Genomic DNA, 25,648 nt, shown 5'->3' on the forward strand with positions numbered 1-25,648 from the left:
AGGGCGCGTCAGGGCGCGAGCGGCTCGGAGACATGCCAGGAGCAGGACAGGCCATCGCTGCTGCTCCGTCCGGGCAATGCATAGACCTGGCCCTTGACGGACTGCAGCCAGATGTCAGGCCTGCTCGCCAGCTCGAAGGAGCCCTTCCGCGGGCACCAGGAAGCGTCCGCCCGGAACTCCTGGCTGCCGTCATCCCCGGCTACCAGCACATCCTCACTGTTGTGCCGATTCCTCAAGTAGTAGCCGGGCTTGCTCACCGACTCGAAGGAGAAACAGCCCGGGTTGCTGGCCAGCGCCGGCACGATGACCCAGGTCGCGTCCTCACGCACCGCCTGCTTGCTCGAGTGTCTGGCAGGAGCGATGTAGGCCCCGTCACCATCCGCACTGGACCGGCGCAGGTAGAACATGGAGTCGGAGGCGTAGTACGACATAATGGACTGCCGCCGCGCCCGGTACAGGTTGTCCTCCTTGAGAAACCTGGCGATGTCGTCGTCGCTACCGGCCAGCGCGTCCTTCGCTGCCTGGACCAGGTTGGGGTTCACCTCGCCGTTCTCGGCCGCGGCCTGGATGCGCATAGCAAGCTTGCGGTTCTCCTCGGCAAGCCTCTTGCGGCGAATCTCATCGTCGCGTTTGTACGCAGCGTCGGCTCCGGTGTGGATGAACTTCTTCCACTCGCCGGGGTCAGAGCTGAGCACCGACTGCTGGGCGGCTGTGAAGAGTTCGGTGCCCTTGAGGTCGGCGGGTGCCGTGCGCAGCAGATCGCGGATGAAGTTGTCGTCAGCAAGGCCGAGCATTGCCTCGGTCGGGGTGGTGCGGAACAGCGCCGCAACGTTCTTGCGGGCAGCGAGCTCCTTCTTACGTTCAGCCTCCTGCCGGTTCTTCTCCTCAATCTCCTTGAGCTCATTCTCAACGTCACGCTTATGGGCCTCACGGAGGCCGTTGACGATGAACTCCCGCCAGTCAGCCGCTTCTCCAGCCAGCGCCTTGGCTGATGCGGCCTTTACCTCGGGTCCGGCAGCCGCATGCTTCATGACGGCGCGGATGAAATTGTCGTCGCTGAGCTCCAACAGATCCGGGCTGCTCGGAATACCGACGACGACCAGGGCCTGAGACTTGGCGAGCCTGGCTGCGCGGGCGGCCTCGTCCCGTTCGTCCTCCCGCTTCTGGTCGAGCCTGCGCGCCTCACCGATTCCCGTGGTGAGGAACCGCACCCGGTCCTCGTCCTTGGTACTGAACATGGCCTCTTCCGCAGCCGTACGCACCGCCGTCAGCTTCTCGCCCGCGTCCCTGGCTTTTTGCCACAGCAGGTGGATGAAGTCGTAGTCGCCGAGCTGGAGCTCCGCCGGAGTCGGCTCGTAGCCGACCTTGGCCGCCGCATCGAGGCGCTGCTCATAGGTCGTGCCGATACCGACGGCCTGGGCGGACGCCTTCGAGGGCGCGGCTACAGCGGTACCCGGGACGAGGGCTCCAGTGACGGCAGCGACTGCGGTGGTGGTCACGAGACCGCGCGTGACGAATTTCCGGACGCGCGCGGAGGCGTGATGTCTTTTGTGCATGGTGGCTTCGGTAACCCCTCTGGCGCCGCGCGAGGCGACGTGATGTGTGCAGGAAGGCGAAAGATCGCAGGGCTCGTGAGAGGTCACGACGACATGAAAGGATGCGAACTCGCCCTAGTCGATATCGGGCAGCACGTCCTCGACGGCCGAGAGCAGCACGGGGTGGCGCCGAACACTCTTGCATCCACGCGCACGTGCAGTTCGCCGGTTCCCCCTCCTCACCCCTCAAGCCGTCGGACCGTTCTCTCGTGATCGTAACGAGCCTTCCTGCACACGACAACGATCTTATTTCCGTCACCGGAATTTGCCATTCCGTGGCTGGTTCTATAACCACGGCCCTACGAGGGTTTGTCGTTCGTGCGCAAATCACGCCGAAGGTGAGCAGCCAATTCAGGGCAACGCAAGCGAAGTTGAGGGTTCCACGGCATCGCACGCCATCTGCCGACCACGCAAGCCAACCGCTTGGTCCACCCATCGGCCCGGTCAAAGCAAACCACCGCGCCTGACCGGATCTCGACGCCCAGCCATGCAGCTCACCCACTCAAGCAGCATCAGCGGAATGCGCGGCCGAACGAGACCGATCCCAGACAAGAGGTGGGGAACCTCCCCTCCGCAGGACGACGAAAACGTGGAGCTGCCGGACACCGCTCCGTTGCTGCAGCAGGTCACCGAGTGACGCACGGCCTGTCGGTCAGTTCGGGGCGGCAGGATCAGGTACAGCCGTGGTCAGCTCGGGACCGTTGTTGCTGACGCGGTTGACGGCGGTGGGCACCGCCCGGGCGTCCAGGCGCCCGGCCGCGGGGCAGTCAGCAACGCCCGGACCTCGGCGGGGTCCTGGTTGCCCGGGTCGAGCCAGATCCCCCAGTCGTTCGGGGCGATGGCCAACGGCATGCGGGGGTGGATCCGTCCGGCGGCGTCGGCGGGTTCCCCGTCAAGGACCGCAGCGGCGCGTTCATGCTCTCCGCCGCCCGGCACTGCGACGGGGAGGAGGGCTACTGGCAGACCTGGGAAGGTGCCGAGAACGTCGGTACCAGCGACCGGCAGCAGAGTGACTTGGGCACCGACACCGTGGGCATCGCGCTCCACGGCGCCGAGTCGCGCGGATTCCTGTACGACGGGGAGGCGTACAGGACCGACGGCTTCGCCAAGCGGGTCGTCGGCTACGGTCACAACAACGTCGGCGACTACGTGTGCACCGACGGTGCGAACGGCGGCGTCCACTGCAACATCAAGATCACGGACACCGACATCGGCGTTGCCGGCTCCAACGGCAGTTGGAGCCCGATCACCGACCGTGCGGCCGTCAGCCAGTACTCGCCCGACCAGGTCGCCGGGGTCAACGGCGACAGTGGTGGGCCGGTCTTCGCAGGAGTCAACAACTATTCGGACGACGAGGCACGCGGCACGATCACGGCGTTCGAGAAGACGACCACGTGCCCGTCGTCGCTGAACGCGGACACTGTGCTCGACGGGCACGTGCGCACGCCGTGGTGTTTCACGGCCGCGTACTACGTTCCCGTCTACCAGACGCTTCAGACCCTGAAGTGGACCCTCGTCACCGGATAGACGCCGGAGTGTGAACCGTGGACCCTGGGCAGCGCAAGCGCGCCATACGCGCACTGTGGATCGTGGGCGCCGTCGCCGTCATCGCCGTCGTGGTGACTGCATGGTGGCGATGGGACTACCGAAACCACCATGCCCGCCACACGAGCTTGATCGACAAAGTGTGGCTCAGTGATGACGACCGCACCGTTTCCGTCGAGACAAGCTGGTATCCCCACTGCGACGGCGCCCGACCGCAGCTTGTCGCCCAGGAGTCCTCCGGCACCGTCATACTGAGGCTGGAGAGGGGCATGGAGTTGAAGGTGCCGTGCGACAACGAAGCCGGCAGCATCAATCAGGTCAGCGTCACCCTCCACTCCACGCTCGGCAGCCGGCGGCTCGTCGATGCCTCCACCGGATGGGATCTGAAGCCTTCACCACGATGAGCCTCATGGCGGACCGACTTGTCCACGGATGTGGCGCCTAACGGAGCGTGTTGTGCCGGGGCTTGTGCTCGGGCTACCGGACGTGCCGATCCACGTCTGTCCAGACTGCGGCACCACGGCAGTTGGCAAGGACCTTGAGGAGCGTCACGCCGACAGTGGTGGTGAGGTTCCGGCTGGGCAAGGACGGAACGGGGTACCAGGTGACGGCCGTAGCATCCGCGACCGGCCACATCCACACCAACCACGGCCTCTACGGGCGGCCCGGCCGCACCCTGCGCCCCAGCCACCCCGTCGAGCCGAATGCCGCACACCGTGCGATTGCTTCGCTGCGCGAGCTGCACGCCAAGAAGGTCCAGCAGGGCTATACCCGTACGCTCATCGCCCCGTCGGTGGTGCGCGTGGACGTTGACAAGGTCGTACCTGCGGAGCGGTTGGGCACGGAGGTTCCCGTGCCGGAGCTGGTGGAGGCGTTCGTGAGCACTGCTCCTGCCAAACCGCCGACCACGGGACTGGATGATGCGATCCGGGACTTCTACAAGGAGATCGGTTCCCCAGTACGCCCTCAGCATTTTGAACGGCTGGCTCGCGACGGCACGCTGTCGACTCCGTTGTCTCCACGGGCTGCTGCGCTCCTGCGGGTGCTGTCCCACGGTGATGTGGTGACGTCGCCCGCCCGGGAGGCTGTGGGCTACACGGTGAGCGCGGAGGCGGTGCGGCTTCATGTCGGGCGGGCCGGCGAGGCACTGGATCACGCGGCGGTCGTAGAGCTCCAGGCAGTATTGTCGGCATGGCTCCGGCCGGTGAGGATCGCAGCCGCCTCCGGGCCGTTCCCCCCTTGGGCACCGATGCGATCGACCCCGCGCCGTTCGATGCGCACCCACGTGTCGCGGTCGGTTCGGGCCCCGACGGACCGGCATTTGCGCACGACCGTTCGCCGGTCGAGTCTCACCTTCAATGACTGCTCGACTCTGTGCAGGACCTCGTCCACCGGCTCGCGGCGGAGATCGACAGTTTTGGCACGGAGAGCGTCACGGCCGCACCGTAGCAACTGCGTGCCCGTCCCCACGGCGGATTCAGTGATCAGCAGCCGGTGGGGATGCGGACAGCCTTCGAGGAACTCCCCCACGGCCTGGACACCCTGCTCGCCACCGAGCTGTGGGGCGGAGTCTCGCTGTCGGGCGGGCAGTGGCAGCGCATCGCCTGCGCCCGCGTCCTGTACCGGAGGCCGGCCGTGGTCGTCATGGACGAGCCGACCTCGGACATGGACCCGCGCGGCGAGCACCGGATGTTCCAGCTGCTGCGCGAGATCGCCCCGGGCCGGATCACGGTGGTGGTCACGCACCGCCTGGCCAACACCAGGGTCGCGGACCGGATCATCGTCATGGACAAGGGGAACATCGTCGAGCACGGCACATTCGAGCAGCTCGCCAAGGGCGGCGGGCTCTTCCAGGAACTCCACGAACTCGGCCCGGACCAAGGGGGGAGCCGGTGACGGACACGAAGACGGACACGAAGCGGGCGCCGCTGTCGGAGAGCGAGAAGCTGCTGTTCTCCGGCGCGCTGCGGCACGACAAGGCATGGGCGAAGTACTCCGACCCGTTGTTGCGCATGAGCTTCTGGGCCATGGCCCGTCAATTCCCCGGCATGCTCGCGATGATCGGCCGGATCGCGTGGCGTGAGGACCCCCGCGCCCTGGCGGTGCTGGTGGCCGCGCAGCTGGCCTCCGGCGCCATGTCGGCTTTCCTGCTCGTGGCGACGAACCAGGTGCTGGTGCACCTCTTCGCCGACGGGCCCACCCCGGCCAAGCTGCGCGAGGCCCTGCCCGCGTTGCTGCTCGGCGGCGCTTCCTCGGCCGGGACAGTGCTCCTGGGCTGTCTGATCGTCCAGATCGAAGGGCGTCTCTACCCGAAGATCGAGCTGTCGTGCCGGACGGCCTACTACGGCATGATGACGCGGGTTGAGATGTCCGCGATGGAGGACAAGGACATCCACCGCCAACTCGCCCTCGGCCAGTACGGAACCGACTCCGTACGGCGCATGCTGTCGAACTCCGTATCGATCATCAGCGGCCTGATGAGCCTCGGCGCCGCCGGTATCGTCCTCGCCGCACTGCATCCCCTGCTCGTCGCCGCGCTCCTGCTCATCGCGGCACCACGCTGGTGGGGCGCGGTCATCGTGATGCGCCGCGCCTACGCCTCCCAGCACGCCTGGATCGACCACCGCCGGGCAACCGACGTCCTGCTCTGGCCGATCACCCGGGCCGGTGCCACCCCCGAACTACGGGTCCACGGCGCGGGGCGGCTGCTGATCCACGCCCAGGAGGACATGGGCCGCACCGCAGCGGCGGAGAAGGCCCGCCTGGCGCGCGCCGAGGCCAGGACGGAGATCGTCACGGCCGCCATGTCCGGCACCGCCCGCATCATCGCCTACGGGCTGCTGTGGTGGCTGCTGGTCGCCGGCGGAATGCCACTGGCCGCGGCCGGAACAGCTGTACTGGCGATCCGCAATGCCACCGGCTACCTCAACCAGATCGTCTCCCAGCTCAACCGCATGTGCGAGGAATCGCTGTACCTGACCGACATGAACAACTCCATCAAGCTCGGCACCCGGCACGCCATTCCCGACGACGGCGTCAGCGTCCAGGGCGAGGGCGTCGAAGTCGTCCTCCAGGACGTCACCTTCCGCTATCCCGGCGCCGAACGCGACGCCCTCCGAGAGGTCTCGCTCACCATCCCCAAGGGCAAGGTGGTGGCCCTGGTCGGTGAGAACGGGTCGGGCAAGACCACGCTCGCCGGCCTCATCGCCGGCCTCTACCTGCCCGCCGCGGGCACGGTCTCCTACAACGGCACCGACGTCCGCGAGGCCAACCGCGAAAGCGTCTTCGACCGGGTCGCCCTGCTCCCGCAGGACGTCGACTGCTGGCCGATGACCGTCCGGGCCAACATCCACATCGGCGACGCGGACCGGCCGCTGGACCAGGGGAAGATCGAAGCCGCAGCCGAGCGGGCCGACATCCGCACGGTGGTCGAGGAACTGCCCCACGGGTGGGACTCCATCGCGGTCAAGGACTTCGAACGCGGCGTACGGCTCTCGGGAGGCCAGTGGCAGCGCATCGGCGTCTCGCGTGCCGTCTACCGGGAACGCGACCTGCTGATCGTCGACGAACCGACGGCCGCGCTCGACCCCAAGGCCGAGATCGAGATGTTCGAGTCGCTGCGCTCCTTCACCGATGACGGCATCACCACCGTGCTGCTCATCACGCACCGGCTCGCCGCCACCGCCACCGCGGACGTCATCTACGTCCTCAACCAGGGACGCCTTCTCGAATCCGGCGCGCACGCCGAGCTGATGGCCCTCACCGGCGGCCACTACCGCGAGCTGTACGAACTGCAGGCCGCCCAGTACGGCAACGGGACCGTTCCCGCTGCCAGGAAGGGTGAGCCCGCAGGCGCCTGACGCCTGACGCCGAAAGGCAGAGGAGATACCGCGCGTTGGGGGCGGGCGAGCACCACGCCCTTCGTCCGCCCGCAACGCGCGGCCGACGATCAGCGTGCGGCTCCCTGATCGCGATCCGTGATCGCTGCCTGCGCGGATCACGCCTTGATGCCCGCTCCACCGGCGAGTTGGCTTGGGTGTGCCGGGCGGAGAAGCCGCCCGGGAACGAGGAAGGGTGTGGGAGTCATGACCGGCAACGAGCCCAAGGATGTCGTGCGGCGCTACTTCGAGGCGCTGGCGGCCGGTGACCAGGCGGCGATCCGGGACTCCTGGGCCGAGGACGGCAGCTGCTGGTACGGCGGCGACCTCCCGATCTCCGGCACCTGGCAGGGACGGGACCAGGTGATCAACGGATTCCTCGCGACCGCCTTCGCCCACCTCGACCCGGAGAAGGAGGTCGGCCTGAAGGTCACCAACCTCTTCGGCGAGGGCGAGCAGGTCTTCGCCGAGTGGGACTCCTGGGCCACGGGCAGGACGGGACGGCCGTACGACCAGAAGAACAGCGGCGTCTTCACCGTCCGCGACGGCAAGATCGTCAGCATGCGCGAGTACGCCGACACCCAGAACTGGGCCCTTGCGCTGCTGGATCAGTGAACCTGTCCCCTGTGCCACCCTTCACACGCACACGTCTACCCCCGTCCCCTCACCGCCGCATTCACCCTCGCCCCCAGTTCCAGCACCGCCCTGCGCAGCGAAGCCTTGTCGGTGATGCCGAGTGTCCGGCCGTAAATACCCGTGGCGATCCCGGACTTGTCCTCGGCGGAGGCCGGTGCGTAGTCCTCGCGGCTGCCGCGGATCGCCAGCAGGGTGCCGTCTGCGGAGCTGATCTCCTCCAGCTGGGTCAGCAGCGCGAGGTGCTCGTCGTCCAGGGCGGCGCCCGTGGCGGCCAGGGCGCGGTGGGCGGCGGCGACCATGCGCTGGAGGTACTTGGCGCTGCGGTAGAACGCCTCACCGGCGTCGCCGTAGTGCTTCAGGTCCTTGAGCAGGTCGCCGAGTTGCTCGTTGAAGGACTGGAGGTAGTGCGCGCCGGTGACCGTCACGTCGCTCTTGGCCTGCTTGCCGACGACGTCGAGAACGGCCCCCTGGGAGTGGTAGGCCTCCATCGCGTGCCACAGCGCGTAGCTGGTGCGCCGTCGGATGTCCAGGGCGAGCGCGTCGGAAGGGGCGGCGTCGTGACGTTCCTGGGCGGTGCGCAGTTGGGCCGCGTGCTCGGCGTAGATGAGGTTGCGGGCGCGTACGACGGCGTCGGGGCGGGAGTGTTCCAGCTCCTCGATATAGGCCTCGTCGGTGCTCCCGGGTCGCGCGTGGGCGGTCTCTGTCCGCAGCCGGCCGGCGAGTTCTGCGGTGGCGCGGTGGTGGACGGCCTCGGCCGTGCGGTGGCGGCGCAGGATCTCCTCGCGGGCGCTCTGCGGTACCAGGTTCCCCAACTGCTCGACGTACGCGTGCCATTCGGCACCGTCCATGTACTTGCGGAGCTTGCTGAGGGCCGCGATGTCCTGGTCGGCTTCCGCGACGGCCCGGGCGAGGGGGTCGCGCGGCTCGACGATGCCGGAGTCGGGGCGTTCCGGGTCGAGCCGGCGGGCGCCGTCCGGTTCCCAGGTGCCGCCGTCCCGCTGCTTCCATGAGCGGGCTCTGCGCGGGTCGCCGTTCAGCGGCGCCAGCAGTTCCGTGTCCGTCCAGCGCAGCCCGGGGGTGCCGGGGGCGTAGGGGAAGGCGAAGTTGCCGCGCTCGGGCATGAAGTCCTTGACGTAGAGGTTCACGTCGAAGACGGTGGCCGACTCCTTGCCCCACTCGCGGCGGAAGCCCTCGTTGAACTCCGCGACCGCCTGCGCGGCCCCGGGGCCGCTGACGGTGATGTCGTAGTCGGAGGTGGGGTTGGCGCTGCCGACGGAGCGGATGCGCAACTGGGGGTGCCGGGAGCGGAGTTCGAGGAGCTTGGCGTCGATGTAGACCTTGCGGTAGTGGAACAGGCTCCACATGCGGTCCGGTGCCTGGCCGGCGCCGGCGTAGCGTTCCTTCGCGGCCGACCAGTCGTTGTCCGCCGCTTCGAGCAGCCGGCGCGCCTGCTCGAAGGGGGTGCCGGCCGCTGCGGCCGGGTCGAGTGCGGGCGCCATCGCGCCGGGCGGGCGGCGCCCGGCGGTGGGCCGGAGTGCTGTTTCGGGGCGGGGCTTGTACATCAGCGAATCACCTGTGGGTTCCCGAGGGGCGGCCGGAACGGCGGGGCACCGTGGAGAGGCGTGCCCCGAAGGGGCGCAACATGTCGCCGGACACTAGACCTCCACCCGCGTGAAGAGGCGCCCCAGCTTGCCGTACTCGGTCTCGATGCCGTGCAGCAGATCCTCGCCCGTCAGTGCGCGTCCCGCGGCGGCGGCCGCGAAGGCGGCGCTCTCGACGCAGGCCCGGATGCTGCCGCCGGCCAGGTCGTACGCCTCGGCGAGGGTCTCGACGGGGAGCCCGTCGGCTGCCGCGCCCAGAAGGGAGTGCCACAGGCGTGCGCGCACGTCGGGGCCGGGGCTGTCGAAGTGCACCACTTCGTCGAACCGGCGGGTGAAGGCGGTGTCGATGTTGGCGCGCAGATTCGTCGTCAGGACGGCCAAGCCGTCGAAGGCTTCGAGGCGTTGGAGCAGGTAGCCGCTCTGCATGTTGGCGTGGCGGTCGTTGGAGCCCTTGACCTCGCCGCGTTTGGCGAACATGGAGTCGGCCTCGTCGAAGAGGACGACGGCGTCGAGGTTGTCGGCGGCGGAGAAGATGCGTTCCAGGTTCTTCTCGGTCTCGCCGATGTACTTCGAGACGACGGAGGGGAGGCTGACGACGTACAGGTCGAGGCCGAGTTCGCAGGCGACCGCCTCGGCAGCCATCGTCTTGCCGGTGCCGGACTCGCCCGCGAACAGGGCGGTGGTGCCCTGCCCCCGGCCGCCGCCCCGGCGCAGCCCCCAGCCGTGGAAGACGGCCTCGCGGTGGCGGACGCGGGCCACCAGCATGTCGAGGCGGGCGCGTACGGTGTCGGGCAGGACGAGGTCCTGGCGTTCGACGGCGGGGGTGATGTGCCGGGCCAGCGCCCCGAGTTCGGCGGCGGAGCGCAGCCGGGCGGCGGTGCGGATCTCGTCCGCCGCGGGGGTTGCCGCGTTGAGGGCGGCGGTGCGGTGGACGCGTTCGACGGCGGCGGAGGCGGCGGCACCGAGCCGGTCGCGGGGGCCGCGCGCGTCGGCGGGGCGCAGGTCGGTCTCGGCGGGCAGGGGCGCGTCCCACTCGTACGCGGCCCAGGGCGTGCTGCCGTACAGCAGCAGCGGAACGGGGGCGTCGTCCAGGGAGGTGACGAACCGCTGGAGCAGGTCGGCGCGTTCGGGTGCGGCGGTGCCGGGCGGGGCGAGCGGGACGAGGACGGCGGCGCCGAGCAGCCGGGCCTCCAGGGCCGTCCGGTCGGCGAGCCGCGCCGGGCTCTCCTCACCGGCGGCGAGGGCGTCGGGGTCGATGAGCAGGGGGACCCGCCCCAGCGGGGCGAGCGCCGCGACGGCGGCGGGCAGGGCTTCACCGTGGATGCCCTGCCGGAGGTACCGGGTGCGGTACGGGTCTGCGGCGAGGGCCTCCTGCAGGGCTCGGGCGGGGCCGTCGCAGTGGGGCCGTCGGGGATCGTCGGGGCGGGCCGGCAGGACCCGTAGCCACCGGCCTGCGGCTGTGGGTCCGGTGCCACGGCCCGTGCCACCGCCGGTGCTACGGCCGGTATCGCGGCCGGCGAGGAAGTCCAGCAGCCGGTCGGGGACGTTCAACACCCGCTCGGGAAAGGCCGCGTCGGGAGCACCGTAGGTCACCAGCCCGCCTTCGAGCAGGGCGGAACCCTCGCGCAGCAGTCCGTCGCCGATGGCGTCCGGTACGGCGATGCCGTGCACGGAGAGGGCGACGGAGACGGTGGGCCGGGAGGTGGGGAGCCCGCTCAGGAAGCGGAAGGCGGAGCCGCAGATCGGGTTGATCTCCGGGAGGAGACAGGTGACCAGCAGGTCCGCTTCCCGCTCCGACAGCGCGAACTCCTTGCGCAAGCAGGCCAGTCGATCGCCTTCGGCGGCCAGCTCCGCCAGGCGTGCCGGTCCGGGCCACGGGTGCGGGCCGCCGGCGTCCTGCACCCCTTCATGCCCGTCGTACCCCTCACCGCCTTCATGTCGCAGGTAGAGGCGGCGCAGCCGCTCCTCCGCCACCGTGAGTCGTTCCTCGAACAGGCTCTGGGTCATGGGAAAGCGGTGTCCTCCGACGGTCTGGGCACGTGACGCCTGGGGCGAGGTTAGGCGCGGGAAGCGTCGTCGGTCTGTCGGCCGGAGTCGATCACGTGATGCCGAAAGTTGACACAGATCCGGGACGGTGAAGGGCCATTGTGCTCTGGTGCGCTGCCGGGCTGCCGCAGAGGCTGGGGCTGCATAAAGACCACCCCGCACGATCGCGATCGAGGTCATATGCAACAGAATCCCGTGGACGAGGCCGGCTCCCCGTCCCCCGCACCGCGCCGGCGCATTCTTCTGGTGTCCGATGTCAGCGGACTCGGCCTGGGCGGCGTACCAGTTTTCAACATGGAGCTCGCCCGAGGGCTGGCGGTGCATCACGACGTCACGCTGCTCACCGTCGACCCGGACCCGGCCTACAGCCAGCAACGGATGGACGAGCAGCACGGAAACGCCTTCGTCATCAACGTCAAGCCGTCGAAGGCCGGCATGGAACCGCGCGAGGCGCTGGAGGAACTCGTCCGGCGCAACCCGGCGGCATACGGTCTGCCGTCGTCGCACGGCAACCCGTTCGACATCATCATCGGGCACTCCCGGTTCTCGGGCCCGGCAGCGGCGGCGCTGCGCGACCGGTGGTATCCGCGAGCCCGCCTCGTGCACTTCCTGCACACCAGCCCCGTACGCCTGGACTGGATCAAGGGCCGGTGGGAGAAGGGCGCCCGCAACGCCGCGATCGAACGGAGCGTCATGCGGCGCGCGGATGTCGTCACCGGTGTCGGCGAGTTGCTCACCGCCGAGGCCGGACGACTCTCGGAGCAGGTGGTCCGGGTCCCGGCCCTGCACGAGTTCATCCCCGGTACGGAGATCGGTGAGCGCGTCGCGGGCCCGCATGGCGGGGACACCCTCAGGCTGCTGCTGCCCGGGCGGGCCACGGACGAGATCAAGGGCGTCGAGGGCGCCATCGAGGCCGTCGGTCTGCTGCGGAAGTCGCGGGACCAGTACGGCATGACGCGTGACGTGCATCTGACGGTGCGGGGCGGTCCGCATCCCGTCAAGCAGCCCGAGCAGTACAGGGAATGGCAGGGGATCGTCGACAAGTACGGTGCACGCGGAGCGGTCACCCTGTTGCCCTTCTCCACGGACCCGGCCGAACTCCGGGCCGACCGCGAAGGGGTGAACGCCATCGTCATGCCCTCCCTGCACGAGGGGTTCGGCCTGGTGGCCACGGAGGGAGCCGGACGGGGCGTGCCCGTCCTGGTGAACGAGGAGAGCGGCGCGGCCGGCTTCCTGCGCAAGGCGCCCGACGGCATCGGCGAGCCGTGCATCGTACGGGGCGCCCGTCGCGCCGAGGCGTGGGCCCAGGCGATAGCGGCGCTGGATGCCGACCTGGACCGGCGCTGGGAGAACGCCGGGCGGCTGTACGAATTCCTCAGGCAGTACTCCTGGGAGCATGGCGGTCAGGCCCTGGTGGACGCGGCCATGCAGACGACGCCGGTGACGCTGCTTCCGGAGTTCCGGCCGTCCTACGGTGACATCACGGCCCAGGCGCCCGGCGGCAGGCTGCAGAGCACCGGCAGGAGCCGGCAGCCGTGGGCGGTGAGTCCGCGCTACGACGGCTCCACCGGATGGTCGCCCGACGCGCGGCCCGCCCGGGCTCCTTGGCACCAGCGCCGACGCCTGGTCCGTTCGCAGAGCGTGGGCTGATACCGGCCGGCCCGCAGGGAGGCGCCCCCGCTGCGGTGCGGGGACGCCTCCTCCCTTCAGCGCCCCCAGTCCGCGTCAGCCCGTCAGTCCACCAGCCCGTCAGTCCGCCAATCCATCAGTCCATGAGCATCCGGCGGAGCCCCACCCGTACTTCCGGGGTGAGGACTTCACCGACGCGGTCCACGAGCCGGGCCGCCTCGTAGGCCACGAGCCCGATGTCGCAGCCCGCGCCGGTCAGCACGGTGAGCGCGGAGCCGTCCGAGATCGTCATCGTGCACAGGAAGCCGCCGTCCATGTCCACCACGGTCTGGTTGACCCAGCCCGTCCCGCACACCTCGGCCGCGCCGCGGGTGAGCGAGACCAGCCCGCACGCGACGGCGGCCAGCCGTTCCGCGGCCTCCCCGCCGAGGCCGGTGCCGGCGGCGGCGAGCACCAGGCCGTCCGCCGACACGGCGACGGCGTGCCGGACACCGGGTGTCGCATGGACGAAGTTCCGGATCAGCCAGGTCACATCGTCGGCCGCGGTCTGCGGGTCCACTGCGTGGAGCGTTCCGTCCGTCGTCATGCGCCCATGTCCTCCTCGTGTGTCGGCAGTCCGTCGTGTCGACGTGGTGGTACGCGTTGGGTGCGCGGCACGCCGGCGGCGCCGCCCTCGTCCCTGGCCCTGCGCACCCCGCTGTGGAACCCGGCCATGCGGCCGCGCAGTTCGCCGGGCGAGAAGCCGGTGCGCGAGGGCATCTCGGTGCGCGCGTCCTTCTTCTGCGCGGTGTTCGTGCCGCCGAGCGTGGCGCGCGGCACGCGGCGCGGCAGGCCGGCACCGGTCGGCTGCTCGGCGCCGGGCGCCGCTACGGGGCCGCGCGGGAGCGGCAGTTGGCCGTCCGCCGCCGCGTTCCGGGGTGCCGGTGCTCCTTCGGGTGGCATGGGACCGGGCGCGGCCGGACCTGGCCGGACGGGGCCGGCAGGCGTGGGGGTGTCGGGCACCACTGGGATCTCCTGCGTGTCGGTGGGTTGCCGCTCGGGACGGTGGACACCGGCGCCGCGGTGCGGCGGGCCGGCCACGAGCAGGGCCGGCGGCAGCTCCACCGCGACGGTGCAGCCGACGCCCTTGCACGACAACACGACGTCGATGCCGTGCCGTTCGGCGAGCCGGCTGACCACGTACAGACCCATCTGCCGCGTGGTGGCCACGTCCACCAGGGGCGGGTCGCTCAGGCGGGCGTTGAGCTCCGCCGCCTTGGCGGCGGGCATGCCGACGCCCCGGTCGCGGATCTTGACGACGGTGCCGCCCGCCGGGCTCGCGCCGGTGGTCACCTGGACGGGGTCCGCGGGCCCGGAGTACTGGGTGGCGTTCTCCAGCAGCTCGGCGAGCAGATGGCTGACGTCGTGCACGGCGGGGCCGGTGATGTGCACGTCCGGCAGATCCCCGATGCGTACGCGCGTGAACTGCTCGACCTCGGCCGCCGCGGCCCGGACGACGTCCAGCAGCGGCGCGGGGACGGCGTGCACCCGGCCGGGGCGCTCGTCGGCCAGGACCAGCAGGTTCTCGCAGTGGCGGCGGATGCGGGTGGCCAGGTGGTCGACCCGGAAGAGGCCCTCCAGCTTCGCCGGGTGGGCCTCGTTCCGCTCGAGTTCGGAGATCATTTCGAGTTGGCGGTAGACCAGGAGCTGGCTGCGGCGGCCCATCGAGGCCAGCATCGCGCTGACGCTCTTGCGCAGCATGGCCTGGTCGGCGGCCTGACGCACGGCCTCGTGGATGACGGCGTCGAAGGCCCGGGAGACGTCCCCGACCTCGTCTCGGGTGCCGAGGTCGACGGGTTCCGTGCTCAAATCCACCTGTCCCGGCGCCTGTTGGGAGATCGAGGCGACCAGGGCCGGGAGTTGATGTTCGGCGGCCTGCAGGGCGGCGCGGCGCAGCCGTCGCAGCCGGCTGACGAGCGAGTGTGCGGCGACGGCCGCCACCAGCAGGGACAGGCCCAGGGCCACGGCGACGAACGCGCTGTCCAGGGCGGCGTCCTTCCTGGCCTGTGCCTTCGCCGCCGCGATGGAGTCGAGCATTCTTCCGGTGACCTCGGACTCCACCGTGCGCAGGCCCTCCAGGGCCTGGCTGGCGGTCCGGTGCCACTCCTGTGCCTGCAGCGCCGGCGCGGCACCCCTGCTGTCGCCCTTGGTATCGCGCTGGGCGGCGGCCGCGGCGGTACGGGCCATGGTGCCGGTCTCCGCGAGGTGTTGGGCGATGCGCTGGTAGGCCGCCGCGTCCTGGGGGACGGCGGCGGAGCGGAACTGGCGCAGGGCGATGTCCTGGAAGCCCTGGGAGACCAGCAGGGCCGCGGCCACGTCGGGGGTGACGCGCCCGTGGGCGATGGCGGCGTTCAGCAGGGCGCGTTCGCTGGACAGGGACAGTTTGCCGACGGACAGCGCGTACAGCGCCCACCCTTCGGTGGAGGCCGTGTCGCCGCCGTGGTTAGCCTCCGTGCCCAGGCTCAGCAGCGGGAGGACGAGGTCGGAGTAGGCGGTCTGGCTCGCGACGGTGTCCATGGCGTCGGTGAAGGCCTTGTCGCGGACGTCCGTCAACGCGTGCAGTGCGGACTCGGCGTCGGCCACGCGCTGGGTGACGCGCACGTCGCCGTGGGTGTCCTGCGCCCGGGAGCGGAAGGCGATCAGGGCGCGGTCGGTTGCGGCGCGGTGTTCGCGCACGGCGTCGCCGGGCTTGCCCGGGGTGAGTGCGGCGATGTCGCGTTCGTTCTCCAGGGCGTGGGCGAGTGTGGTGGCCGAGACGACGAGGCGGACGGTGGCCTCGGTGCGGGTCAACTGCTCGGCCTTGTCGAGGGAGTGGGTGACCCGGGGCACGGCGAGGCTGATACAGAGGGCTGCGGGGAGTACGAGGACGAGCGTCATCCGAGTCCTCAGGCGCCAGTGGCGCGGGCGGGAAAGGAGCCGCAGGGGGCCGTCACCGCGGTGTGGCCGACTCCGGGCGGTGCGGGTGCCGTCCTCGCCCGGGTCCGGTCGCGAGGGGTTGCTCAGGGGAATGTTCATGATGATCGGCGACCACGCTAGGGAGCGGCGCCGTCGGCGTCCCGCGGCAAAGGTCGCGTCTCATGTCACCAAAAGGAGACATTTCCAAACCGATCGTCCGGCTTCATCTCACCACATTCGCACAAGGTCAAGCCGAACAGCACCTGTCCGCTGGTGACGTGGGGCGCGTCCCTACGGATGGATGCTCAGCCGGGTCAGTGCCGTGGTGTGTTGGATGCCCCCACCGATTACGCAGTCGGTCGGAAGGCTGCCCGGCACTGTCTGGATGGTCTTCTCGGCAGCCGCCCCTTTGCCGCGGCCGCCGACGACTGTTCCCTTGAGCAGGGCGGTGTTGACACCCGCCGCGCGGACAGAGGGCCCGGCCTGGTAGGCGATGACCGTAGTGGCACCGTCCGCGTAGTGCAGGATCTCCTGGGACCGGTTCCAGGAGAGGAGCAGACAGCTTCCTCCGGTCTCCCCCTCGGTGTGGTACGCGGCCGTGATGCCGTGACCTGAGGCGTCCGTGCAGTGGTAGGTCCCATCCACGGTGACCTTGGCGGACCCGGCGGAGGACAGGCCGAGCCCCGGCCCGTAGGTGATGTTCTCCTGGCCCGTGCAGTCCATGGCGGTATGGTCGTGCGCCTGCGCCGCGGGTGCCCCGGCGACGGTGGCCGCGAGCAGGACGAGGGAGGACAAGGTGACGACTGCGCCGCGCTTGCCGATCACGATGAGTCCTTTCGTAGCCCGAACACGGTGTGGACAGCGCCACTTGGCTACCCACTGACATCTTGGATTGCACCGCCTCCCTGGACGGTCAGGAGCATCGTGGCGTCCCCACACCCCGGTGTGCGCCCTGCGCCTCACCGCACGCCCTGCCCGGGGCATTGCGGCGACGTCACCGTGGACCATCACGGGACCATCGAGTACCGCAACCTCCCCTGCCGTTGGCCGAATACCGTAAGCCTCGTGACTTCAGCGAGTAGAACCGGACGTGGGCGGCGATAGCCCGTCAAGTCGGCCAACAGGCCCTGACCCGCGCCCTTCAGGCGGCGGAGATCTCACCCGACGTGGTCGGGGCCATCGCCACGACCACCACCGGGGCCTCGGTCGCGTCCTTCGACGCCGGCCCCGTCCAGCAGGTGGGCCTGGATCGGCATGTGGTCCGGATGCCACTGTTCGGCCTCGGCTGTGCGGGGGGCGCCGCCGGACTGGCGCGGGTGCATGACTATCTGCGCGGCCATCCGGACCAGGTGGCCGTCCTGGTCTCCGTCGAGCTGTGCTCGCTGGATTTCCACCGAACACCTGATGGGCACGCACCTGGGGACCGACGGGTCCGCAGTGTTCCTGGCCCCGGACGTCCCGGACGCCGCCGAGAAGCACCTGCCCGGCGAGGTGCACGGCTTTCTGGCCCGACACCGGCCGACCACGGCGGACATCACCTCCTGGATCTGCCACCCCGGCGGCCCGAAGGTCCTCGAGGCCCTGGACCGTTCCCTCTGCCCGCCGCCCGGTGCGCTCGCCCGCAGCCGGACCTCGCCGGCCCGGTGCGGGCTGTGGTCGAGCGGCTGATCGCGGCTGCTCAGCGGCAGCGTGACGACCGGGACACATCCTGGTCGTGATGGACGTGGGCCATGACGTGATGCGCCTCGCCCGGGTGCTGCGCGACCTGCCCGTCGAGCTGGTCGGGCGCCTTCGTTCGATCGCGCGTGGGGCCGGGGCCATCCCCCGCTCACCCACCGCCCGGCCTGGATCAATCCGAACGGAGAACTCCCCCTGGCCGAGGGCACATCGATCCGCCTCAGGGCCGACCACCTTCCCGGCGACCGGAGAGCGTCTCCCGACGGTGTGTCAGGCGAACCGGGTGATCGCGGCGAGCCCGTCGCGTAGCGCGGAACCGCTCGCGGGGCGGTCGCGCCAACGGGCGCCGATGTGGCCGTCGGGCCGGACCAGCAGTGCTCCGCGCGAACCGAGGCCGTAACCACCCTCGGGGAAGGGCTCGATACGCAGCGGCCAGGGTGCGGTGGTGGCCTGTTGCGCCCAGCGGACAGGATCCGGAGTGAACAGAGTGAACCATTCCCCGACGGCGTCGAGCGTGGAGCGGTCGTCCGTCAGCCACAGGTGCGGCATGCGGCGGCCCGGCTCCGCGGTGGGGACGTAGTCGGTTCCGGTGTCGGGCGGGGCGGCGTCGCCGGTGAGGACGGCGGCGGAGCGGTAGGTGACGCCGAGTACGAGGCCGAGCTGGGCGAAGTACCGCTCGGACCAGGGAAGTTCGACCCTGCCCGACGCCGCTTCGCCGGTTCGGAGCTGCTCACGGCGTCGGTTCTGCACCTCCAGCATGAGCCGGGTGTTGGCGACGGTCTGACGGAGCGTCTGGTCGGCGACGGGGTGCCGTTCCGGCTCGTACGTCTCCAACAGGCCCGTCCCGGCCCGCCCGTGGAGCACACCCGCCAGCTTCCAGCACAGGTTGTGCACGTCGGAGAGGCCGGCGTTCATACCCAGGCCGCCGACAATGGGGACCGCGTGCGCGGCGTCGCCGGCCAACAGGATCCGGCCGTGGCGGAAGCGTTCGGCGACGAACGCATTCATCACCCAGTGCTGCACCCGCAGCACGTCGACCCGTACGTCACCCCGTACGCCGGCTCCGCCGCCCAGGGCACGCGAGACGAGGCCGGGCCAGTCGGCGTGGGCGGCATCATCGGGGGTGGGGACGAACCAGGCCCAGCCGCCTTCGGGGTAGAGCGGGGCGAACAGTCCGCGCACGGTGAAGTAGAGGCCGGCGGGCTGCCGGTCGCACCAACGGCCGAGGTCGGCGTCGAACACGACGGTGGTGAAGTCTCCCATCGCCCCGGGACCGCTGGTGCCGATGCCGAGCCGCTGCCGGACGGTGGAGTTCGCACCGTCGGCGGCGAGGACGTAGCGGGCACGCACCCGAGCCTCTTCACCGCGCCGATGATCGGCGAGTACGGCCGTGACGCCGTCGGCTTCCTCGGTCAGGCCGACGAGCTCGACGCCGAACCGTACGGGCGCATCCGCCGCCGCCAGCAGGACGGGCTCCAGCCGGTCCTGCGAGGTGACCACGCCCCGCACGGGGCTCTCCGGAACCGGTGCGTTGATCCCGGCCATCGCCGCCGTGGCGAATTCGGGGCCGCACAGGGTGTCGCGGAAGCGGATGCGGCCGTACTCCGGCGCGAACGCTCCGGCGGTGATCCTTTCGGCGAGTCCCAGGCTGCGGAAGATCTCCATCGAACGCACGTTGACCAGCCGGGCCCGGGGAAAGGGCGACAGCTCCCGGTGCTTCTCGACCAGCAGCGTCCGCACGCCCCAGCGCTCCAGCAGCGCCCGGGCGGTGAGCCCGACCGGCCCGCCGCCGACGATCAGCACCGGTACCTCGGCTTCGCCGATGTCGCTGTACGGCACTCGACGTCTCCTTGTGCCGGGGCGGGAATCCTCGATTCCCCGTCGCGGAGTCCCGATCGTACGCGGACAGGGGCACCGAACCCGGCAGGCGGCCGGCGGCCCGTCGGCAACGGGCGTGTCTACCGCCCGCTGTCCGTCAGCCCGGCCTCGTACGCCAGGATCGCCGCCTGCGTACGGTTGTCCAGGCCGAGTTTGGCGAGCATCCGGGAGACGTAGGTCTTCACGCTCGCCTGCGACAGGTACAGCCTTCCCGCGATCTGAGCGTTCGTCAGCCCCATGCCGACGAGCTCCAGCACGCGCCGTTCGCTGCCGCTGAGTTGGGCCAGCCGCTGTTCCGTTCCCTCGCCGCCCGCCCGCTCGGTGGTCGAAGCGCGGCGCACCAGGCTGTCGAGGACCTCGGGGGAGACGACCCGGCCGCCGGCGAGGACGGTGCGCAGTGCGGAGGCGAGCCGCCGGGGGCACAGGTCCTTGAGCAGGAATCCGGCGGCTCCGGCCTCCAGGGCGTCGAGGACGCGGTCGTCGACGTCGAAGTTGGTGAGCATCAGCACCTTGGGCGGCCGTGTGAAGCGCATCAGCTGTTCCGTCGCGGCGACCCCGTCCACGCGCGGCATGCGGACGTCCATGAGGACGACGTCGGGGCGGTGGGTGCGGGCCTTGACGAGGGCGTCGGCGCCGTCCTCCGCCTCCGCCACCACGTCGAACTCCGGCGCGGAATCGAGCAGCAGGCGCATGCCGGAGCGGATCAGCGCCTGGTCGTCGGCCACCAACACGGACGCGGTCACGGTCACACGCGCTCCTTCACTGTTCTCGTGTTCTCGGCGTTGATCTTTCCGACCCTGTCATGTGCAGCAAGAGCACCATAAGGGACCTAAGTCCCGAGTCCGTCCCTGCCGAAAGTCCCGCGGCACGCGGGGCGGAACACCTCCGATCACCCTTCAATTACTTACCGGTAATCCCGTAACTGACGTGGTTTCATACGGGCGTCCACCTGGAGAAACGCTTTGCTTTTCGATCGATTTCGTGGGTTAGAGTGGGAAATCCGATGCCGGCCGGAGCCACATGGACGTGCGTGCACCGTCCGGCTTCCGAGACGCCGAAAGCAGCTCCATGGTCCCCCGCGTCACTCCCCACCACCGCTCGCAGACCGCTCCCCTCCTGGAGGTCCGGCCGGCCCCGCCCAGGGAACGGCCGCCCACCGCCCGCGCGTTGACACCTGATGAGCCGTCATGTCCGTGACCGCCCTCCGGTGCACAAGGGCAGGCTCATGACCGCAGAACATTCCCTCCGCACCGGCAGCCGCACCGACAGCTGCACCGGCAGCAGACCGTGGCCGCTCCGTCCCCCGGTCCCGGACCCCCCGCGCACGCGACGACGTCTCGCATCCCTGACCGCGGCCGTACGCTCCGCGTGGCGGCGCCCGCCGCTCCCGGCCGTCCTCGACGGTCCGCGCCGGCACCTGCTCTGCGACGCCGGGATCGCGCTCCTCGTCGCCGCCGCGTCGTGCCTGCAGCTGCACTCCCTGAGCGCGACCGGCCTGGTGCACGGCTACTGTCTCTCCTCGGCGATCGCCGTCGCCGCCGCGGCCACGCTCGTCCTGCGCCGCCGCGCGCCCGAACTCTGCCTGCTCGCCGGGCTGGCCGCCAGCTTCGCCTCGGACGAGCGGACCCCGCTGTTCGCCGCCTCGTACGCCGTCGCGCACTACGGTCGACGGTCACGGTTCGTGCTCGTGACCGTCGTGGCCGTCATCTACCTCGTCACCCGGCACTCCATCGGCATGGCCGATGCCACCGCCGCGCAGCTGTACTACGGGGTCGTCGTCGAGATCGCCTTCCCGGCCGTGTTCGGCGGGCTCGTCCGGCACCAGCGCTCGGTGCGCGAGCTGCTGAAGGAACGGCTTGAGCGGTCCGGGAGCGCGGTCGAGAGTGCGACCCGGTTCGCGCTGCTGGAGGAACGCACCCGGCTCGCCTTCGACATCCACGACCACATCGGCCACCAGGCCACCTTCCTGGCACTGCGGGCCGGCGCGCTCGAACGGGTGCCGGGCCTGCCCGGCGAGGCCCGGCAGGGGGCGGTCGCCGTGCGGGAGGCGGCACATCGGGTGATGGCCGACCTGCGGCAGATGCTGGAGGTGCTGCGCGACGGCGACGGACGGCGGGCGGCACTGACCGGCCCCACCAGCTGTGCGGAGTTCCTGGGCGGGCTGGTGCGCAACATGTCCGCCGTGGGCATGGCCGCGGAGTACCGGCTGCACGGCACCGCGCGGCCGCTGCCCGCGGAGACCGAGCGGCTGCTGTACCGGATCTGCCGGGAGAGCTTCACCAACGCGGCCAAGTACGCGCCCGGTGCGGCGGTTGCGGCCGAACTCTCCTTCCTGGACGAGCAGGTCGTGCTGGAGGTGCGCAACGGGCCGCCGTCCGGGACCGTTTCGCTGCGCAGCTCGGGCCGGATGGGCCTGACGGGACTGCGGCTGCGGACTGCGGAGGCGGGCGGCGCGCTGAGCGCGGAACCGCTGCGCGACGGGGGCTTCCGGGTACGGGCCGAGCTGCCCGTACCCGCGGAGCCGCCCGCGCCGTGAACGCGCCCTGCGCGACCCTCACTTATGAGAACCGAGACCGAAGGGGACTCATGTCCATCCGCGTCATGATCGTGGACGATCAGGCCATCATCCGCATGGGCCTGACCATGCTGGTGGATTCCTCGGACGACTTCGAGGTGGTCGCCGAGGCGGGCGACGGGGCCGAGGCGCTGAGCCAGGTGGCGGCCCACCGGCCGGACGTGGTCCTGATGGACCTGAACATGCCTCGCGTCGACGGCGTCGAGGCCACCCGCCGCCTGATGCGGCTGCCCGAGCCGCCGATGGTGCTGGTCCTGAGCGTGTTCGACGCGGACGCGCGGGTGCTCGAAGCGCTGGAGGCGGGGGCGTGCGGCTTCCTGCTGAAGGACCTGCGGCCGGAGGAGCTGTTCGCGGCGCTGCACACGGTCGCCTCGGGGTGCCGGGTGGTGGCACCGGAGGTGCTGACGAGCCTGGTGCGCCGGGCCGCCGATCACACGCCGATCCGGGTGAACGGGGCCGGGGAGAAGCTGTCCCTGCTCAGCCAGGGCGAACGCCGGGTGCTGGCCCTGGTGGCAGCGGGAATGACGAACGCCGAAATAGCCCGGACCCTGCATCTGTCGGGAGCCAGCGTGAAGACGTACGTCTCCCGGACCCTGGCCAAGCTCGGGCTGGACAACCGCACCCAAGCGGCCATCATCGCCTACGAGATGGGCCTCGCCCCGCGGGCGCAGTCCCCGACTGGTTGAATTCTTCGCCTTTCCTTTCACCCTTTGCCCGACGCACCCGACCGTTCGGTATGACAACGTGGCCGTTCTTGTCCGAATGGACCCGAGTGGATACCGAGTCGAAGCGGAATGCGTATGTGGGCAACGGCAACGGGGCGGCACCCGACAAGGAGTTCGTGCCGGTACGGCGAACTGTCCGACATCGGCACGGTCGCCCTGGCCGGGCTGCTGTCCGTCCTGGTCCTGGACGACAAGACCCTCGGCACAGGCCTCGTCGACGACTACGGGCTCTCGCTCGCCGTCGGGCTCGGCGCCTCGCTGACCTTCCTGGCCCGGCGCCGCCGGCCCGCCCTGTGCGCGGTGGCCGCCGTCGGCGCCACGCTCGTCACCGACGACCGCACTCTGATGGTCTTCGCGGCCTACGCACTCGCCCAGTACGGCGGCCGCTCCCGCTACGGCCTGTGCGCGGGCATGGCGCTCACCTACCAGGTGGGCCGCATCTGGACCCAGACCCTGGCTCCGGCCGCCGCCGTCACCGACGTCCGGAGCCTGACGGCGATCGCCGTCCCCGCGGTCATCGGTGAACTCATGCGCCGCCGCAACGCGGCGATCGCGCAGCTGCGGCGGCGCATCGCCCAGGTGGAACTGTCCGTGGAACAGGCCGCCCGGCACACCCTGCTCGAAGAGCGCAGCCGGATCGTCGCCGGCCTGCACGAGGACATGGGCCACGAAGTGACCGCACTCGTCCTGCAGGCCGGCCACCTGCTGCGCACGCCCGGACTCCCCGAGACGGCCCGCCCGACCGCCCTGGCCGTGGAGGCCGGGGCGCGCCGGGTGATGGCCGACCTCAGGGAGTCCGCGAAAGTGCTGCAGGGCCGACGGGAGGCGCTGGACCACAGCACGGCCTCCCTGATCTCCTACACGGAGTTGATGGCCGGGCTGGCGCGGAACATGGAGACCATCGGCGTGGAGCTCGCGTTCGAGACGACCGGGACGCCCCGTGAACTCCCCGTGCGCATCGAGCGGATGGTGTACCGGGCGGCACTCGAAGCACTCGCCAACGCGGCCAAGCACGCACCGGGCGCGCCCGTCACGGCCCGGTTGGCGTTCACCGCGGACGCGGTGGAGCTGGAGGTGACGAACGGGCGCGCCGAAGGCCCCCGCATCCACGAGGACTTCGTCCCCGCCGGACTGGCCGCCCTGCACGAGGCCGTGACCGGAGCCGGCGGAACCCTCACAGCAGGATGGGCCCGCACGGACCATTTCGTCCTGCGGGCCCGCTTCGGTGTCACGCCGACCGCGGCCGCGCTGACGAGATGACGTCAGAGCCGGGAGGCCCAAGCCTGCAGCGCACGGCGGGTGTTCGGCCCGTACTCCCCCGCCACGTCACCGTGCACCCCGTCCCACTCCTGGAACTTCCGGACGGATTCGGCGGTGTCCGCGTCGTACGAGCCGTACTGCCGCCCGCGATAGAGGCCGAGGCGCCACAGCGTGTGCTGCAGATCGCTGACGGCCGCGCCGGAGTCACCGCGGCGCAGGGTGGCGGTGGTGGTGGGCGCGGTGGTGGTCGGGGTGCGGGAGGGCTCAGCGGACGTACTCGCTGTGCCGCGGCCGGACGGTTTCGTGGCCGACGCCCTGGACGGCCGCGGCGACTCGGCGGTCGCCCCGTCGGAATGTCCGGGGACAGCAGCGACGGACGAACTCCCCGCAGGAGTCGTGGCGTTGCTTCGCCGCCCGAGCCCGTCCGCTGCGCCGCCTGCATCGGGCAGGCTCACGGCCGCGCCCGAACCGCCGCCCACGCTGTTGAGCGCGGTGACACCCAGAGCCGCCAGCAGCGTGGCCCCGCCCGCGGCGTAGGGGATCCAGCGGCGCCGCCCTCGACGGTGCGATGCCAAGGAAAACCTGATCGGCACGGGTACTCCTCTCAGCACGGATCTACGAGCGCCCCGGAAGGGGCGCGGGGAACTGCGCGCCCAGCCACAACCGGCCCCGCAGCCGAAGAGCAGCCCCCTCAGCGGAGCAGGTCCGCATCGCGGTACGCCCGCTTCTGGGCCGCCAACTGCTGCGCATCCGGCGCCAATCGGGGATCCCACTGATAAGACGGCGTCTTGCGCAACACCTCAACCTTCTGACCAGTCGCCTCGGCGAGAACGCCCAAGGTTTCCTCCGACGTCGCACCCGCACCCTGCAGATCGGCGGCGCCCTTGCGCAGCGCCGTGAGGAACTTCTCGGCGGCCGGCTTGTCGGCGAAGGCCGTGCCGAAGACGACGCCGGTGGCGGACGTGCCACGCGGCGGCACAGCCAGCGGCCGGGCCACACCGGCCTCCTCCATGGCCGTGGTGAACGGCGCGGGGGCGAGGGCCGCGTCGACGCCGCCGTCGGCGAGGGCGCTGCGCATGTCGGGGATGGCGACGTTGACGACGGTGACGTCCTTGAGCGTCAGGCCCGCCCCGCGCAGGGTCGCGGCCAGCTGGTATCCGCCGGCGGCCCCCGCCCCGCCGGCCACCGCCACCTTCCGGCCCTTGAGGTCCGCGGCGTCCTTGACCTCTCCGGAGTCCAGTACGCGCTGTGCGACTTCGAGGGCGGTGGGCGAGGGCCGGGCTCCGGTGGAGGCGCCCATCGAGGCGGCGACCTTCACCTTCAGGCCCTGGTCCATGGCGTTGAACAGGCCGGCGGAGAACCCGGCGACGACGGCGTCCACCTTCCCGGTGCCGGCCAGCGGGACCGCGTCCTGTCCGGCCTGCACCTTGCGCAGGTCGACATCGAGTCCCTGCTCCTTGAAGTAGCCCTTCGCCTGGGCGAGATAGAGCGGGGCGAAGAGCGTGGACGGCACATGGGCCACCGTCACACGGGTGGGTCCAGAGGCTTCTCCGCCGCCGCTCTGGCAGGCGGCGAGGAGAGCGAGCGCGGGCAACAGGGCGAGAACGGACGGTCTACGGCGGCGGCGCACAGGACGGTTCCTTTCGGGAGCCGGGTGACGAGGGGAAGG

Annotated in this window: 22 protein-coding genes and 1 pseudogene; 10 read left to right on the plus strand and 13 right to left on the minus strand. The window is 70.7% G+C overall.

Features of this window, described 5'->3' with window-relative positions; translation table 11 throughout:
- Nucleotides 1-8 precede the first annotated feature (8 nt).
- Entirely contained in the window at nucleotides 9-1,499 is a 1,491-nt protein-coding gene (locus HG542_RS14735; RefSeq protein WP_308699101.1) for an AbfB domain-containing protein, read from the minus strand.
- A 783-nt stretch (nucleotides 1,500-2,282) separates the two neighbouring features.
- A complete protein-coding gene (locus tag HG542_RS35020) occupies nucleotides 2,283-2,531 on the minus strand; it encodes an SOS response-associated peptidase family protein (protein ID WP_373313172.1) in 249 nt (82 codons plus the stop codon).
- Here HG542_RS35020 and HG542_RS14740 point away from each other — a divergent pair.
- Together HG542_RS14740 and HG542_RS14745 are read left to right on the plus strand one after the other, a co-directional pair.
- Nucleotides 2,454-3,122: a chymotrypsin family serine protease gene (locus HG542_RS14740; protein ID WP_171081483.1), complete on the plus strand. Its 669-nt coding sequence runs from the start codon at nucleotides 2,454-2,456 to the stop codon at nucleotides 3,120-3,122. The genes HG542_RS35020 and HG542_RS14740 overlap by 78 nt on opposite strands.
- A 17-nt stretch (nucleotides 3,123-3,139) precedes the next feature.
- Entirely contained in the window at nucleotides 3,140-3,544 is a 405-nt protein-coding gene (locus tag HG542_RS14745; protein ID WP_171081485.1) for a hypothetical protein, read from the plus strand.
- A 796-nt stretch (nucleotides 3,545-4,340) separates the two neighbouring features.
- On the opposite strand, the pseudogene HG542_RS35025 reads toward HG542_RS14745, so the two are convergent.
- A pseudogene (locus tag HG542_RS35025) lies at nucleotides 4,341-4,592 on the minus strand (hypothetical protein); the annotation flags it as partial.
- A 48-nt stretch (nucleotides 4,593-4,640) separates the two neighbouring features.
- Here HG542_RS35025 and HG542_RS14750 point away from each other — a divergent pair.
- The 3 genes from HG542_RS14750 to HG542_RS14760 all read left to right on the plus strand — a co-directional run bounded on the left by HG542_RS14750 (nucleotide 4,641) and on the right by HG542_RS14760 (nucleotide 7,633).
- Entirely contained in the window at nucleotides 4,641-5,036 is a 396-nt protein-coding gene (locus HG542_RS14750; RefSeq protein WP_171081612.1) for an ATP-binding cassette domain-containing protein, read from the plus strand.
- A complete protein-coding gene (locus HG542_RS14755) occupies nucleotides 5,033-7,000 on the plus strand; it encodes an ABC transporter ATP-binding protein (RefSeq protein ID WP_171081487.1) in 1,968 nt (655 codons plus the stop codon). Before HG542_RS14750 ends, HG542_RS14755 begins: the two co-directional genes overlap by 4 nt.
- Before the next feature lie 225 nt (nucleotides 7,001-7,225).
- Entirely contained in the window at nucleotides 7,226-7,633 is a 408-nt protein-coding gene (locus tag HG542_RS14760) for a nuclear transport factor 2 family protein (RefSeq protein ID WP_171081489.1), read from the plus strand.
- Nucleotides 7,634-7,668: 35 nt separating this feature from the next.
- Here the strand turns inward: HG542_RS14760 and HG542_RS14765 are convergent, their stop codons facing one another.
- On the minus strand, nucleotides 7,669-9,216 hold the full coding sequence (locus HG542_RS14765) for a hypothetical protein (protein ID WP_171081491.1): 1,548 nt from the start codon (nucleotides 9,214-9,216) through the stop codon (nucleotides 7,669-7,671).
- Between the two features lie 93 nt (nucleotides 9,217-9,309).
- The gene (locus tag HG542_RS14770; RefSeq protein ID WP_171081493.1) at nucleotides 9,310-11,262 is read right to left on the minus strand and encodes an ATP-binding protein; all 1,953 of its coding nucleotides are present in this window, start codon (nucleotides 11,260-11,262) and stop codon (nucleotides 9,310-9,312) included.
- Between the two features lie 219 nt (nucleotides 11,263-11,481).
- Between HG542_RS14770 and HG542_RS14775 the strand changes: the two genes are divergently transcribed.
- Nucleotides 11,482-12,951: a glycosyltransferase family 4 protein gene (locus tag HG542_RS14775; protein WP_171081495.1), complete on the plus strand. Its 1,470-nt coding sequence runs from the start codon at nucleotides 11,482-11,484 to the stop codon at nucleotides 12,949-12,951.
- A gap of 115 nt (nucleotides 12,952-13,066) precedes the next feature.
- Here HG542_RS14775 and HG542_RS14780 read toward each other — a convergent pair whose 3' ends face one another.
- The 4 genes from HG542_RS14780 to HG542_RS35040 all read right to left on the minus strand — a co-directional run bounded on the left by HG542_RS14780 (nucleotide 13,067) and on the right by HG542_RS35040 (nucleotide 17,258).
- Complete coding sequence (locus tag HG542_RS14780; protein ID WP_171081497.1) at nucleotides 13,067-13,516, minus strand: roadblock/LC7 domain-containing protein; 450 nt, start codon at nucleotides 13,514-13,516, stop codon at nucleotides 13,067-13,069.
- On the minus strand, nucleotides 13,513-15,846 hold the full coding sequence (locus HG542_RS35670) for a sensor histidine kinase (RefSeq protein WP_171081499.1): 2,334 nt from the start codon (nucleotides 15,844-15,846) through the stop codon (nucleotides 13,513-13,515). Before HG542_RS35670 ends, HG542_RS14780 begins: the two co-directional genes overlap by 4 nt.
- A gap of 309 nt (nucleotides 15,847-16,155) precedes the next feature.
- The gene (locus HG542_RS14790) at nucleotides 16,156-16,689 is read right to left on the minus strand and encodes a hypothetical protein (protein WP_171081501.1); all 534 of its coding nucleotides are present in this window, start codon (nucleotides 16,687-16,689) and stop codon (nucleotides 16,156-16,158) included.
- Between the two features lie 332 nt (nucleotides 16,690-17,021).
- A complete protein-coding gene (locus HG542_RS35040; RefSeq protein WP_229922738.1) occupies nucleotides 17,022-17,258 on the minus strand; it encodes a hypothetical protein in 237 nt (78 codons plus the stop codon).
- A gap of 10 nt (nucleotides 17,259-17,268) precedes the next feature.
- On the opposite strand from HG542_RS35040, the gene HG542_RS35045 reads away from it, so the two are divergent.
- Nucleotides 17,269-17,532, plus strand: a complete 264-nt coding sequence (locus HG542_RS35045; RefSeq protein ID WP_229922739.1) for a hypothetical protein — start codon at nucleotides 17,269-17,271, stop codon at nucleotides 17,530-17,532.
- Nucleotides 17,533-17,811: 279 nt separating this feature from the next.
- Here HG542_RS35045 and HG542_RS14800 read toward each other — a convergent pair whose 3' ends face one another.
- Together HG542_RS14800 and HG542_RS14805 are read right to left on the minus strand one after the other, a co-directional pair.
- On the minus strand, nucleotides 17,812-19,380 hold the full coding sequence (locus HG542_RS14800; RefSeq protein WP_229922740.1) for an FAD-dependent monooxygenase: 1,569 nt from the start codon (nucleotides 19,378-19,380) through the stop codon (nucleotides 17,812-17,814).
- A gap of 119 nt (nucleotides 19,381-19,499) precedes the next feature.
- Nucleotides 19,500-20,168, minus strand: coding sequence for a response regulator transcription factor (locus tag HG542_RS14805; protein ID WP_229922741.1), 669 nt, complete (start codon nucleotides 20,166-20,168; stop codon nucleotides 19,500-19,502).
- Nucleotides 20,169-20,644: 476 nt separating this feature from the next.
- On the opposite strand from HG542_RS14805, the gene HG542_RS14810 reads away from it, so the two are divergent.
- The 3 genes from HG542_RS14810 (at nucleotide 20,645) to HG542_RS14820 (ending at nucleotide 23,979) form a co-directional block, all read left to right on the plus strand.
- Nucleotides 20,645-21,955: a sensor histidine kinase gene (locus HG542_RS14810; RefSeq protein WP_171081503.1), complete on the plus strand. Its 1,311-nt coding sequence runs from the start codon at nucleotides 20,645-20,647 to the stop codon at nucleotides 21,953-21,955.
- A gap of 50 nt (nucleotides 21,956-22,005) precedes the next feature.
- Complete coding sequence (locus HG542_RS14815) at nucleotides 22,006-22,680, plus strand: response regulator (protein ID WP_171081505.1); 675 nt, start codon at nucleotides 22,006-22,008, stop codon at nucleotides 22,678-22,680.
- Between the two features lie 114 nt (nucleotides 22,681-22,794).
- A complete protein-coding gene (locus tag HG542_RS14820) occupies nucleotides 22,795-23,979 on the plus strand; it encodes a sensor histidine kinase (protein WP_171081507.1) in 1,185 nt (394 codons plus the stop codon).
- A gap of 2 nt (nucleotides 23,980-23,981) precedes the next feature.
- Here HG542_RS14820 and HG542_RS14825 read toward each other — a convergent pair whose 3' ends face one another.
- Both HG542_RS14825 and HG542_RS14830 read right to left on the minus strand, forming a co-directional pair.
- Nucleotides 23,982-24,572, minus strand: coding sequence for a peptidoglycan-binding domain-containing protein (locus tag HG542_RS14825; protein WP_171081510.1), 591 nt, complete (start codon nucleotides 24,570-24,572; stop codon nucleotides 23,982-23,984).
- A 98-nt stretch (nucleotides 24,573-24,670) separates the two neighbouring features.
- The gene (locus HG542_RS14830) at nucleotides 24,671-25,609 is read right to left on the minus strand and encodes an ABC transporter substrate-binding protein (protein ID WP_218039033.1); all 939 of its coding nucleotides are present in this window, start codon (nucleotides 25,607-25,609) and stop codon (nucleotides 24,671-24,673) included.
- Nucleotides 25,610-25,648 lie beyond the last annotated feature (39 nt).

The sequence above is a fragment of the Streptomyces morookaense genome, assembly GCF_013030945.1.
GTDB lineage: Bacteria > Actinomycetota > Actinomycetes > Streptomycetales > Streptomycetaceae > Streptomyces > Streptomyces morookaensis.